The sequence below is a fragment of the Acidisoma sp. 7E03 genome (assembly GCF_054665075.1).
Genome location: NZ_BAAFHE010000001.1, coordinates 342,707 through 355,263, shown reverse-complemented (window position 1 = coordinate 355,263; position 12,557 = coordinate 342,707). Strand labels below are relative to the sequence as shown.

General features: G+C 64.5%; 11 protein-coding genes. 5 read left to right on the top strand and 6 right to left on the bottom strand.

The annotated features are described in order from the left end of the window. The first annotated feature begins 2 nt into the window (after window positions 1–2). Window positions 3–203, top strand: coding sequence for a hypothetical protein (locus ACYQ6W_RS01725; protein ID WP_459673178.1), 201 nt, complete (start codon window positions 3–5; stop codon window positions 201–203). A gap of 89 nt (window positions 204–292) precedes the next feature. On the opposite strand, the gene ACYQ6W_RS01720 is transcribed toward ACYQ6W_RS01725, so the two are convergent. Next, entirely contained in the window at window positions 293–955 is a 663-nt protein-coding gene (locus tag ACYQ6W_RS01720; protein WP_459673177.1) for a helix-turn-helix transcriptional regulator, read from the bottom strand. Between the two features lie 458 nt (window positions 956–1,413). Between ACYQ6W_RS01720 and ACYQ6W_RS01715 the strand changes: the two genes are divergently transcribed. From ACYQ6W_RS01715 to ACYQ6W_RS01700, 4 genes are all read left to right on the top strand, one after another. Then, window positions 1,414–2,616 (top strand): tetratricopeptide repeat protein, encoded by a 1,203-nt coding sequence (locus tag ACYQ6W_RS01715; RefSeq protein WP_459673175.1) that lies wholly within the window; start codon window positions 1,414–1,416, stop codon window positions 2,614–2,616. Then, entirely contained in the window at window positions 2,609–2,731 is a 123-nt protein-coding gene (locus ACYQ6W_RS01710; protein ID WP_459673173.1) for a hypothetical protein, read from the top strand. The genes ACYQ6W_RS01715 and ACYQ6W_RS01710 overlap by 8 nt, the downstream gene beginning before the upstream one ends. A 54-nt stretch (window positions 2,732–2,785) precedes the next feature. After that, window positions 2,786–3,229 (top strand): hypothetical protein, encoded by a 444-nt coding sequence (locus tag ACYQ6W_RS01705; RefSeq protein ID WP_459673170.1) that lies wholly within the window; start codon window positions 2,786–2,788, stop codon window positions 3,227–3,229. A gap of 180 nt (window positions 3,230–3,409) precedes the next feature. After that, window positions 3,410–4,048, top strand: coding sequence for a TetR/AcrR family transcriptional regulator (locus ACYQ6W_RS01700; protein WP_459673168.1), 639 nt, complete (start codon window positions 3,410–3,412; stop codon window positions 4,046–4,048). Here the strand turns inward: ACYQ6W_RS01700 and ACYQ6W_RS01695 are convergent. The 5 genes from ACYQ6W_RS01695 to ACYQ6W_RS01675 all read right to left on the bottom strand — a co-directional run bounded on the left by ACYQ6W_RS01695 (window position 3,999) and on the right by ACYQ6W_RS01675 (window position 12,530). Next, a complete protein-coding gene (locus ACYQ6W_RS01695) occupies window positions 3,999–4,976 on the bottom strand; it encodes an ABC transporter permease (protein WP_459673166.1) in 978 nt (325 codons plus the stop codon). The genes ACYQ6W_RS01700 and ACYQ6W_RS01695 overlap by 50 nt on opposite strands. Beyond that, window positions 4,973–5,989 (bottom strand): ABC transporter permease, encoded by a 1,017-nt coding sequence (locus ACYQ6W_RS01690; RefSeq protein ID WP_459673164.1) that lies wholly within the window; start codon window positions 5,987–5,989, stop codon window positions 4,973–4,975. The genes ACYQ6W_RS01695 and ACYQ6W_RS01690 overlap by 4 nt, the downstream gene beginning before the upstream one ends. Then, window positions 5,986–7,506 (bottom strand): sugar ABC transporter ATP-binding protein, encoded by a 1,521-nt coding sequence (locus ACYQ6W_RS01685; protein ID WP_459673161.1) that lies wholly within the window; start codon window positions 7,504–7,506, stop codon window positions 5,986–5,988. The genes ACYQ6W_RS01690 and ACYQ6W_RS01685 overlap by 4 nt, the downstream gene beginning before the upstream one ends. A gap of 2 nt (window positions 7,507–7,508) precedes the next feature. After that, window positions 7,509–8,603, bottom strand: a complete 1,095-nt coding sequence (locus tag ACYQ6W_RS01680; RefSeq protein ID WP_459673159.1) for a sugar ABC transporter substrate-binding protein — start codon at window positions 8,601–8,603, stop codon at window positions 7,509–7,511. A 192-nt stretch (window positions 8,604–8,795) separates the two neighbouring features. Then, window positions 8,796–12,530, bottom strand: a complete 3,735-nt coding sequence (locus tag ACYQ6W_RS01675) for a glycoside hydrolase family 99-like domain-containing protein (RefSeq protein ID WP_459673158.1) — start codon at window positions 12,528–12,530, stop codon at window positions 8,796–8,798. Window positions 12,531–12,557 lie beyond the last annotated feature (27 nt).

The following is a 12,557-nucleotide window of genomic DNA, read 5'->3' as shown; positions in this document are numbered from 1 at the left end:
TCGTGACCCTCGCCCGCAACGACCCTCCGCCGCACGAATTCAGCCTGCCCCGTAGCGCGACCGGCAAGCTGCTCTTCTGGACCTCGACCATGCTCTTTATCGGTTTCAGTCTCGGCGTCGTCGTGTCGGAAGCCGCTCTTCTGCCGCAGCCGACCTGCATCGAAGGGCAGAGTACCGTCATCTCCAACCCCTTCCTCAAATAGCGCTGCGGTAGGAACGACCGCCCCTGCCCGTACGGCCGCAAAGCCGCGCTCTGCCCGTTAGCCTGGTTTTCTCAGGGCAATCGGGATCGTCAGATGAGTTTAGCGGTGATTGCTCGCGCAACCGCCTGGGCACGCGTGCTGGCGCCGAGCCGACGTTTGGCGCGTTCGACGTGAGCGTGCGCCGTCGCTGTCGATATGGACATGTGAAGAGCGATTTCAGAATCGTCTCGTCCCTCGGCGACATGCATCAGAGCTTCCTGTTCGCGGGCCGAGAGGCTCAGCAGCGGGCCACCTCCGGCCGTGGCGAGCGTCCACGCCTTGCCATAGGCGGATAGCGAGAGAGACACGAGGGAAGCGTGATCAGCGCTGCTCAGTGACAGCAGCACGGGCGATGCGAGACTGACCAATCCGCGGCGACCGTCAGGCCCATCGACGGGTACGATGAAACCGTCAGGCCATCCGAAGCGGCGACATTCCTGGAACACGCGCGTGCCCTCGCCAGGGCGGCGTCTCTGCAGCTCGGCCCAGGTGAAGGGTTCCAGCGAGCACGCCGTTTGATCGATCGCTATGTCCTCATGGACGAAGCCATTGACGGCGTAATGCTCGATCCACCGCGGCCAACGGACCGAAAAGAGTTTTCCAGGGTCGCCGTTTGCCGGGATCCGACCAATCACGAATCCCGTGAATCCGAACGGACGGACAGCTATCGCGAAGGATTCGGTGAAACGCTCAAGGGTCGTCGTGTCAAACATGGACCTCAACCGCCGACACTAACTGTGACTGTACTGTCTCCGGCCCTAGCACAGGCAGAACCTCCAAGACAAGCATGCACAGGCCACAAAAGAAGTTCAAGCAAATCAATCAGATAAAAGTAGCTGGAGCGGATGAGGGGATGTTCGTTCGTCCGGTGGAAAATGACCGATGCATCTAAACAGATACAAGCGGCGCGCTTTTCCGACGGCTATGATGACTGCCTGGGATAGTGCGAGCGATCGCAGGATCCTCTTTCAGAGGGGACAATGCTTGGGCAGGGAAGGAGAAACGCCGCGGAGCCGTTAGAGACTGGGCGTTTCAAGCCTCGGACGATGGCTCAGCGAAAGAAGCGCCCTGAGAGGTCCAACCGAGGTCACGAGATCCTTTGATGAACAAGCAAAATGATATGACGCGGCAACGAGGCGGGTGGCAATCCGCCTCTTGAGTTAGACGGGACTTGCGCCGTCTTCTTGATAAGGAAACGACCGTGCCTTTTCCTCATTCGCTCTCTGCAGTCGCTTGTGGCTGCGTTCTTCTCGCCCTTGCGGGCTGCCAGATGCAACCGCAAACCGGATCATCTACGGCGCAAGCTCTCTCGGCACAGGATCTCGCAACCCTGCAAACTGCCGCGCAGGCAGGGGATCCTGAGGCGCAGCATAAGCTCGCACTCTACTACTACCGCATGAAGGACTACGCGAATGGCCATGCATGGTGTCTCAAGGCGGCGGCGGGCGGCAATGCAGCCTGCGAGGGAAACATCGGGGACGACTACTATTATGGAACCGGCGTCTCGAAGGATTTAGCAACCTCCCTCTCTTGGTATCGCAAGGGCGCCGCTGCTGGAGATCCTCGCGCGCTCTACGCCCTGGGCTACGCTTATTACAAGGGCGAAGGTGTACCGCTGGATTATGCCAAAGCCGCATACTGGTGGCAGAAGTCTGCCGACAAGGGTTATCTAGACGCGGACTACGATGTGGGCGTCCTTTATGCGGGCGGGCTTGGTGTGAAGCGGAACTACGCCAAAGCCGCCGAGTACTACTCTAAATCTGCGGCGAATGGCGATGCGATGGCCGAGACCAATCTCGGAATCCTCTACGAGAATGGTCAAGGCGTGAAGCAAGACTATGATCAGGCCGCGTTTCTTTTGACCAAGGCCGCGAACCAGGGGGACATGCACGCGCAGGCGGCACTCGGATCATTGTATGAGCATGGCCAGGGTGTCCCTCAAAACATATCCGCAGCAGCGAGCTGGTACGAAAAGGCTGCGGCGCAGGGGAACGTGAACGCGCGGAACGCTTTGACAGCCCTGTCTGGCGGTGGGCAGGCGCCGGCTCAACCCAGCTATTTCCCGGGCGCTCCCACGCCCGCCGTCCCATCCGGTCAGACCCAGCAAGACAATGGGGAACCGGACCAGCAGCAGATGATGGAAGAGCAGTATCAGCAACAGCAGGAAGATCAGCAGAAGCAGCAACAGGAGTGGTGGGACCAGCAAAATGCTGCTGCAGCCGCTCAAAGACAGCAGCAGGAAGAACAGTACGAGCAGCAGCAACAAGAGCAGGAGCAGTATCAGCAAGAACAGGAGCAACAGCAGGAGGAATATCAGCAGCAACAGGAAGAAGAGCAACAGCAGGAGGAAGAGCAGCAGCAACAGGGTGAATGACCCCATCCTGCGTGAGGCCGCGACCCTCGCCGTGCTGGAGCAGATGCTGCAGACCAAGCGGTGGGGGCACGGTCACGTCGTGCACATCGAAAAATCCTGGACGACTCACCTCTAAGGGAACCTAATGCTCAAACAGTGCCTTTTCGGATCGTTACTGCTGATCGCAAGCATGAAGCCGCTCTGGGCGGCGGACGTCCCCGCGGCACAGCTCAAAGTCCAAGACATGCTCAAGAGCTATGTAACCGACATGGGCTACACGCCGACTTATTCTGCTGACAAATCGCATTTTTACTTCGATGTCACGGGGAAGTACGACTACCATATCGACGTGACGACCTCCCCGAATGGCGAACTCGTCTACATGTACTACTATGTCGGAACTCCGACCCCGGCACAAAAAGCGCGGATTCCGTACCAGAAGATTCTGGAATTTCAGGCGAGCAGCAACGTGTTCTTCTTTCTGACCAAGGCCGACAAGGTAGAGGATTTGTACGTTCAGTCGGTTTTCGGTGGTTCCGATGTGACATTGGTGGCGTTTCGCGGCCAGTTGGACCATTTTCGCAATGCGCTCGATCAAACGGATGCGCTGTGGAATCCGAAACTGTGGAAATAATGGCGCGGCGGGATCATGCGGGACTCTTGATCCTCTGGTGAGGGTCGCATCCCGCGGCCCTTCCGGCTGAAACGGCGGTCACAAGCGCATCATCCGCAGCAAGTGGGGAAGCGGCAACGACTGTCCGCGCGGCAGCCCTTGGGGTAGACTCGGCCGCCAGACGACAGATTGAACGAGCCGATGGATAATTTCCTGCGTTCCAAACGCACGCGCGAGGCCGCGATTGAAGCGGCACTGACGATCCTCGCCCGCGATGGGGCGAAGAAATTGACGATCGATGCCGTCGCGCGGGAAAGCGGCATCAGCAAGGGCGGCATCCTGCATCATTTCCGTACCAAGGACGCCGTGTTGCGGGCCTTGATTGAAAATCAGATGGAGCAGGTCGAATCCTATCGCGCGGACTATCTCGCGAGCCTGCCTGCCGATCACCCCGAGCCGCAACTTGCGGCGTATATTGCGTCTTTCCGCAAGGCCTTCGCTCTGCCCCATTCGGCGGTCTTCGCCATCGCCGGGACGTTGGGGGAAGCGCCCGACATTCTCGAGACGATCCGCACGAAGGATGCCGAGCAACTGGCAACCGTGCGCGCGCAGGCGGCCAATCCGGTGCTGGCTGAGGTGCGCTGGGCTGCCACCATGGGCTTGGCGATGAGTGAGCGTTTCAGCCTGTCACCCCTCTCGGCAGAGGAGCGGGAACGGCTCTTCGATTATCTGCAGGACGACCGTAACTGGTCCACGGCCCCCGCCGAGGCGGAGGCCGTGCCAGAGGCGGCTAGCCCGCATCCTCCTCGCGGCCGTAGAGCAGCAGCAAAGCGAGGATGACGACGCCATAGACGATGCTGCGGCCGTAATCCGGCATGTTGAAGGCGAGCAGCACCGAGACCAGCGCAGTCAGGCTGATGGCGCCGGCGACCGAGCCGAGATAATGGCCGCGGCCGCCCAGGATGTAGACGCCACCGATGACGACGGCCGCGATCGACTGGAACAGGTAGGGATCGCCCATGCTGAGCGCCGCCTGGCCGCCGAAGCCCACCAGCATGATGCCGGCGAGGGCGGCGAAGAAGCCGCTCAATCCGTAGAGCGCGATGGTGACCGCCGAGACGTTGATGCCGGCGAGATGGCTCGCCCGCGCATTGTTGCCAACGGTGTAGGTCATCCGCCCGAAGCGCGTCATGGCGAGGACGAAAGAAACGGCGATGATGATGCCGATCCAGATCCACAGCACGATGGGCAGGCCGAGGAAGCTGTGATGCACCGCCGCCTGCACCACGGGGGGCGCATAGGCACCGCAATTCGTGCAGGTCATGCCGCCGGAGAAGCCGAGGGTCAGCCCCTGCATGATGCCGTTCATGGCAAGCGTCATGACGACGGCTGGGATGCCGAGCAGCGCGATGCCGGCGCCGTTGATCACGCCGATGGCGGTGCCCATGCCGAGGGTCAGCGCCAGTGCCGGAATCGCCCGGTCGTCATGGCCAAGCGAGCTCGTCACCATCAGGATGGCGGCACCGTTGAGCACCCAAGGCACCGAAAGGTCGATACCGCCGATGAGGATGACGAAGGTCTGCCCGGCAGCGACGAGGCCGACGAAGGAGGCCACGACGAGGATGGCGCGGATGCCGGAGAGGCTCGCGAAGCCCGGGCGGATCGCTTCGCCGATGGCGAAGAGCAGCACGGCGGCAAGGAAAGCGTAGAGGATGCGGCGCCGCTCGCGGTTGAGCAGGGGCTGCCGCTTGGTCTGGGCTGCGCTCATCGCCGGCGCCTCACGATCTGACCGATGACATTGGCGGCGACGACGGCCGCCAGCAGAAACAGGCCTTCGTAGAAGGTCTGATAGAGCGGATCGATATGGGCGAAGAACAGGATGTTCACGACCATGACGGTGACGAAGGCACCGAAGAGAGCACCGAGGCCACTGCCGCGTCCGCCGAAGAGGCTGACGCCACCCAGCACGGCGGCGACGATGGAGGTGAGGGTGTAGGTGTCACCCGTCGTCGCATCGCCTGCAGTCGCGTTCGAGGCGAGGAAGAGGCCGGCGCAGGCGGAGGCGAGGCCCCCCAGCATATAGGCGAGGATGGTGGTGCGGCGGACGTTGATGCCGTGGCTGCTCGCCGCCATCGCATCATTGCCGATGGCGAAGACGGCGACGCCGAGCGAGGTACGGCGGAACACGGCCCACAGGATACCGATGATCGGAATGAAGATCAGCGACAGTGGCACGTTGGGATTGGCGAGCACAGCCGTATAGCCCGGCGGCATGGCACCCCCCGGCTGCGGCAGGATCTTGATGGCGATGCCCTGGAAGATCGAGAGCGTCGAGAGCGTCACCAGGATCGGCTGCAGGCGCCCGACGGCGACCAGAACGCCGTTGAGAAGGCCGCACAATGCGCCAACCGCGAGGATGGCGAGGGTCCAGAATGCCGTCGAAGCCGGGCCACCCATCAGCGTCAGCGCCGCCATGGCATTGGTGAGATCGACCACGCCACCGACCGAGAGGTCGATGCCGCGGGTCAGCACCACCAGCGTCTGGGCCAGCGCCGCGAAGGCCAGCGGCATGGTGTTGTTGAGTGTCGAAGTCAGCTCGAAACCACCCGGCAGCCGGTGCTGCGTCACGATGTAGAGCACGCAATAGAGGATGATACAGGCGACGAGCAGCGCGATGACCAGCGCAAGGCCGACGTTCTGTGCCAGCGCATGCGACAGGCGGGAGCGGCGCGGGCGGCTCGCCGCCAGGATCGTTTCGGTGGATGACGGGGTCAGGCTCATGTCAATTCCTCCACCGGGACGGGGGCGCCGCGGTCGCGCACGGCGGCGGAGACGATGTCCTCGGCGGTGATGCCGGGCGCCGCAAGCTCGGCCGCCACCCGGCCTTCGCGCATCACGAGGACGCGGTGGCACAGATGGGCGAGTTCTTCGGCGTCGCTCGAGTAGAAGAGGATGGCGTTGCCTTCGCGGGCGAGGCGCGCGACGAGTTCGTAGATCTCGTGCTTCGTCGCCACGTCAACGCCCCTGGTTACGTCATAGAGCAGCAGGATGGGACATTCGGTGAGAAGCCAGCGGCCGAGGAGAACCTTCTGCTGATTGCCGCCCGACAGCGCGCCGACCGCGAGGTTGATGCCCGCCGTGCGCACGCGCAGACTGTCCACCACGCTCTGCGCCGCCTTCCGCTCGGCGTCCGGCTTGAGAATGCCGAAACGCGTGAGCCGCTTGAGGATCGCGAGGGAGGCATTGTCCCGCACGCTCATGCGCAACAGCAGGCCCTCGCTCTTGCGGTCCTCCGGCACCAGCGCGATGCCGGAGGCGATAGCGGCCCGCGGCGAGCGGAATTTACGGGTGCGCCCCTGCACGGCAAGGGTGCCGCTGCTCGCATGGGCGTCGCCGAAGAGCACGCGGAAGAGTTCGCGATGGCCATGGCCCGCGAGGCCGCCCACGCCGAGCACCTCACCCTTGTGCAGGGCAAGGGACACGTCATGCAGGTTGGGGCCGTTGAGCGCACGCGCTTCGAGCATCACGGGCGCTTCTGCCGGCCGCGGGACGAGGGGCGGATAGAGCGCCTCCACGCGCCGCCCGGTCATCAGCCGCACCGCCTCGTCTTCGTCGATCTCGGTGAAGGTGCCGACGTCGCTTCCGCCGCGGAAGATCGTGATGCGGTCGGCGACTTCTCGAATCTCCGCCCAGCGGTGCGAAGTGAAGACGATGCCGCAGCCGGCCTCCCGCAGCCGGCGGATCTGGCCGAAGAGCCACTGCACCTCGCGCTCCACGAGGGAGGAGGTGGGCTCGTCCAGGAACAGGATCTTGGGATTGTGGCTGATGGCGCGGACGATCTCGACGGTCTGCCGTTCGGCGAGCGAGATGTCCTCGACCAGCGCGCGCGGATCGATGTGCAGCACGCCGTAGCGTGCGAGCAATTCGTCCGCGGCCCGCAGCGTGGCGGCACGGTCGATGAGGCCGAGTGGGCCCCGCGGTTCCTGCCGCAGCAGCAGGTTCTCGGCGACCGTCATGGCCGGCAGCAGCGTCAGCTCCTGGAACACGGTCCAGGCACCGAGCTTGTGGCCGTCTTCGGGGGTGGAGAGGGAGACGGGCGCCCCCCCGATCCGGATTTCTCCCGAATCGGGTCGCACCCGGCCGCCCATGATCTTGATCAGGGTCGATTTGCCGGCACCGTTCTCACCGACGAGGGCATGCACCTCGCCGGCTTCGGCGGTGAAGGACGCTTTGGTGAGCGCCGCGACACCGCCGTAGGCTTTTCCGATATCGACCGCTTCGACAGCGGCAATCGTCACGATCAGGCTTTCGGCAGGGTGATGCGCAGCCCATTGGGGCAGGTGGCGCCGCTCACCGCGGCGGCGGCGCAGATGTCGACCGGCGAGTCCGGACCGCTGCCGGCTGTGAAGTCATCGAAGAAGCTATCCGGCTGGTCTTCGAAGACGTTGACGCCGAGCTTGAGGTCCGCGTTGGTGACGAAGACGTTCGGCACGTCGATGTTCTTCTTCGGATAGCTGCCTTCGAGGATGCGCCGCGCGAGTTCCAGCGCCATCAGCGAAAGATAGGGCGGAGAGCCGGCGGAGTAGCCGACGACCTTATGGCCGCCGATGCCGAGCATCATCTTGCGGAAGCCGTTTTCGGCCTCGCCTGCGGTCGGCGGCAGCGGCCGGTTGGCGGCGATGAAGGCCTTGAGCACGCCGTCCGTTCCACCCTGGCACCAGATCGCGTCGATCTGCGGCAGGGAGGGCAGCACCGCTGCGGTGTTGCGCTCCGCGGTCGAGGAATCCCACATGCCGGTGAAACGGTTGACGACCTTGATGCCGGGGTTCTGCGCCCAGACCGAGTCGGCACCTTTGTTACGGTCGAGATCGACCTGCGTGCCGGCGACGCCGGTCACCATGATGACGTTGCCCTTGCCACCGATCTGCTTGACGATCCATTCGGCCCAGCCCTTGCCGAGGTCGTACTGGCTGATGTTGACCTTGATGGCGGAGGGCGCGGTGACGCCGCTGTCGAAGCTCACGACCAGGATGCCGCGCGAGGTCGCCTGATGGATGATGCCGTTGAGCGCGGTGGGGGAGGCGGCGTCGATGACGATGGCATCCACGCGCTCCGCAATCATGTTCGAGAGCTGCTGGGACTGCTTCGACACATCGTTGCCGGAATTGTAGATCGAGCCGATGACCTGGCTCTTGAACGGCTCCATGGCGAGCGCGGACTTGAAGACGTTCTCCATCTCCAGGCGCCATTTGTTGCCGATATAGGAATTGGAGAGCGCGATCTTGAACTTCTTGCCCTCGGCGGCGAAGCCTGGTCGCGCAACCATCAGCGGCAGGGCAGCGAGGCCGAAGCCCGCCGTTTGCAGCAATGCGCGTCTGGTCGCTGGATGTGTCATCGAACCAATCCTCCCGGTGCCTCTGGCGGGCACGTTTCCTGGTGAGCCGGTAGCCTGTGGACGTTGTGCAGGCGTTCTTGCTGGACGAGCCGGTCTGCGCCGGCCATGCAGCAGCATCATGCGGCATGGCGCCTTTGTCCAGTGATAACACGCGGCGGGGGCGCCGCCCGGTCGAAACTGTTCGGGATTAGCCTAGTGCAGGCCGAACTGCGTCGTCACCTCGGAGAGGTAGAGCGCCTGGCGGCGCTTCAGGCGCCGGTCGTCGCCCAGGATTTGCGCGACGAAACGCTGTACCTCGGCAATTTCGTCGACATGCCGGCGTGCCCCGAGCCCATGCGTCACGCTGCCGCCATGGCGGCGGTGACGGTTGAGCGGCTCGGCCACATAGGCGATGCGCGCGGCCGGCTGACTCAGGATTTCGGCGTAGAGATACCAATCCCCCGCGACTTTGAAGGAGTCGAGTCGGTCACCGAGGCGTGCGAAGGCGTCGAGCAGCGCCTGGCGGCGCCACAAGACGGCGCTGACGTTGAGGATGAGGTTGCGTTCGGACAGGCACTTGGCCAGGAAATCCCGGCCGGAGAAGGTGGCGTCGGCCGCCAGCAGCCCCGGGGCCGAGCGCGCGTAATAGGTCTTGTAGCTGTCGCTCAGCAGCGTTCCGTCGGCATCCATCGCCGCACTGTCGGAGAAGGCCATGACGCAATCGGGGTCGGCTTCGAGCCGGTCGCGCAGCCGCGTCAGGAAGCGCGGGTCGCTTTCGTCGTCGGCCTCGGCGATCCAGAGGAATTCGCCAGTCGCCTCCTCGGCCGCCCGACGCCACTGGCGGAAGGGTGATCCGGAATTTTCGGCATTCGGAATGATCCGGAGGGCGCGGCCCGCATCCTGCGCCGTCGTCTCGGCGACCGCGAGACTCGCATCCGTCGAGGCATCGTCCAGCAGCAGCGCTTCGCGCACTGGCTGCCATTGGGTGAAGACGCTGTCGAGGCGGCTCGGGAGATGCGTCGCGTAGTTGTAATTCGGAATGGCGACGGAGACGGCGAGCATGCCCGGCGCCGCGAGGTCGATCAGATCCTGCGTATAGGCGGTGAAGGCGAAGCGGGTCGCGGCCAGGCGGGAGAGGCGTGTGCGGCGTGCCCGGCGCGCCGGCTCCGCGGCTGCGGCGAACGCACTGGCCGCGGCCACCATGGCGGCAACGTCGCCGCGCGGCACCACACGCCCCACATCCTCCGCCATCAGCAGGTCCGGAATGCCGCCCGAGCCCGCGAAGGCGACGGTGGGCACGCCCGCGCTCATCGCCTCCAGCACGGTGGAGGGGAAGGGGTCCTCGCGGGAGGTCAGCAGCAAGGCATCCGCGGCCGACAGCAGCGTGCCGAGATCGCGTCGGAAGCCGAGCAGATGGAAGCGGCCAGTGGCCTTCGCGGCCTCGATGTCGGGCCCGAGATAACTCGCCATCTCATGGTCCATGTTCCCGGCCCAGGCGAAATGCGCGGTCGGGGACAGGTCCAGCGCCTTCAGGAAGAGGTCAAAGCCCTTGCGCATGTCGGCATAGCCGATGCCGAGGAAGAAGGGGGCCTTGGCCGGAATCCCGAGGGTCTGGCGCAGCGCGCGTCCGGCCTTCGCGTCACGCTCCTGCGGATGGTAGACGCCCTGCGGCCGCACTCGGCTGCGGGCGAGCACGTCGGCCGTGTGAGCGCCGACATGCGCCAGAACGCCATCCCGCACGCTCTCCGCAGGAAAGACGATTTGGCTCGCGGCCGAAATGCCGCGGCGGGCGAGCTGCGTCAGGTTCTTCTCGCGCAACAGGCTCGGCAGTTCATGCACCAGCAAGGTCGTGCGGATGCCGGCATGGTCCAGGATGGGGCAGGCGCCGCCCGCCGCGAGGGTGTTGACGATCGCGCGGGAGAAGCCACGGGCCGCAAGTTTGCGGCCTTCCGCCGGCAGATCGCCCAGCCGCTGCAGCACCGTCACCGGCGCTACCTCGAGATAATCCGGCACCATCGGCCCACCGCTCAGCAGCAGGAATTCGATGGCGAGGCCGTGCTGGCGCCGCAGCGTGCGGGCGATGGACAGAAGCAGGATCTGCGCGCCGTGGCGATGCCCGTCATGGCCGACGAGGAGCAGACGGCCCTCGCGCACGCTGGCCCCGTCCTCCGCCACCGCGCGACCGAGGGCATTGAGATAGGCACTGCCGTAATGCAGGTCGGGCTCCAGATAGGCGCCCTCCGCCCATTCGTTCCAGGCGTTGATGCAGAGGATGGGCTGGCCGAAGAAGGGCGCCTGTTCGGCCCGGGCGACGAGCGCCGAAACCCATTCGCCGAAGGCGGCCGGCGTGCTGCCGTGCAGCACCAGGCCACGTCCCTCGCGCCGGGCGTCATTGTCCCAGGAAGGGACGGCGGTCTTGATCAGCGGATATGGCGGCGTCGGCTCGGCGAGAGAGACCGCCACCGTGTCCTGATAGCTCATCACGTGGGGCTCGGACTCCATGTCCAGCCAGTCGAGACTGTCGTTGATCTTCGGCAGGCTCGCGGTGAGCTTGTGCGGCGGGAATTCGATCGCGCCGTCCATGCCGTATTCGCTCGGGTCGGTGGCATCGAAACCTTGGCCCATGACGAAGATCGGATCCTCGTTGCAGAGCGAGCGGAACAGGCCGCGCCAGCGCGCAATCGTTTCGGGGGCGGAGGGGATCAGCCCCGGCCGGTAGATCATCAGCACGGGCCGCCCCTGCAGGCGGATGTAGCGTAGATCGGCGAAATGCCGGCCGAAGGTGCGCACGAGGTCTTCATCCTCGCTCGGCCGGTAGTCCTGGCTGATCAGCACCTCGTCATCATGGCCGTCCCAGCGCCGGGTCCAGTTCTCGTTGGCCCACATCAGGCAGAAGGGGATGTCGAGGCTCGCATCGGCGAGCAGCATCTCCAGCGGCTTTTCCAGCAACCGGTGGCCGTTGAACCAATAGAAATAGAAGACGAAGCCGTGCACCCCGGCTGCCTTGGCCATGGCGATCTGGCGGCGGATCGCTTCCGGATCGTCGAGGCGGTAATGCCCGAGGTCACGCGGCGTGCGCGGCTGGTAGTGGCCCGCGAAGCGCGGCATGCCGCGGGTAAGGTTGGTCCATTCCGTAAAGCCCTGGCCCCACCAGGCGTCGTTCTCCGGGATCGGATGGAACTGCGGCAGGTAATAGGCCAGCACCCAGGCCCGCAGGGTGGTGCCCGGCGGCAGGGGCTCGAAGGTCTCGAAGGCCTCGCCAGGGCGGGAGAAACGCGCGATTTCGCCCGGCAGCGTCGCTTCGCGCAGCGGCCGCTTCGGGTAGATGCCCGTCTCGCCGCGCCGGCCCTGGAAATCCAAGAGCGGGTTTATGTGCGGCTGATAGCGAAGGTAGCGGCTGCGATAGAAGGCGGTGTCGAAATCGGGCGAAGGGTTGCGATCCTCGCGGAAGCCGATCTCGATGTAGTGCGCAAAGGGATCAACGCCGGCGGCCGCGATGTCCGGGTAAAGGGTGAGATAGTAATCGCTGTCGAAATCGGGATTGGGATTGACCCGGCCTGTCAGCCGTTCCCGCAAGTAATGGGCGAGACAGAGTTCGCCATCCTCGACATGGTATGTCTCTCGATACCAGGTCGGATCGAACAGGAGGGAAGGGCGGCGCCCCTCACGTTCACCGTGATGGAGGTAGTGGATCAGCGGGTTGATGTCCCCTGCCGCCACGTCGCGATAAGAAGAGAGATACCAGGCGGGATCGAAATAAAAATTCGGCCGCTGCCCCTCTCGCCAGCCGGTGCGGCACCACGCTTCCAGCGCCGTTGCCGGGTCGACCTTGTAGGCCGCGCTGTGCCAAGCGAGATCGAAGAGGCCGCTATCGCGGACCACCTTCGCGATCTCGTCGTCCCGATCCCTGTCGGACGCCGGGGCCGTTACCACGCCGTCGCCCATCATCCGCCGTCCGTTTCGGTCATGGCCACT

What these genes read in the sequence shown, in the direction of transcription:
- ACYQ6W_RS01705 (WP_459673170.1), top strand. Translation starts at nt 2,786, where the DNA reads ATGAAGCCGCTCTGGGCGGCGGACGTCCCCGCGGCACAGCTCAAAGTC.
- ACYQ6W_RS01680 (WP_459673159.1), bottom strand. Translation starts at nt 8,603, where the DNA reads ATGACACATCCAGCGACCAGACGCGCATTGCTGCAAACGGCGGGCTTC.
- ACYQ6W_RS01675 (WP_459673158.1), bottom strand. Translation starts at nt 12,530, where the DNA reads ATGATGGGCGACGGCGTGGTAACGGCCCCGGCGTCCGACAGGGATCGG.
- ACYQ6W_RS01700 (WP_459673168.1), top strand. Translation starts at nt 3,410, where the DNA reads ATGGATAATTTCCTGCGTTCCAAACGCACGCGCGAGGCCGCGATTGAA.
- ACYQ6W_RS01690 (WP_459673164.1), bottom strand. Translation starts at nt 5,989, where the DNA reads ATGAGCCTGACCCCGTCATCCACCGAAACGATCCTGGCGGCGAGCCGC.
- ACYQ6W_RS01695 (WP_459673166.1), bottom strand. Translation starts at nt 4,976, where the DNA reads ATGAGCGCAGCCCAGACCAAGCGGCAGCCCCTGCTCAACCGCGAGCGG.
- ACYQ6W_RS01720 (WP_459673177.1), bottom strand. Translation starts at nt 955, where the DNA reads ATGTTTGACACGACGACCCTTGAGCGTTTCACCGAATCCTTCGCGATA.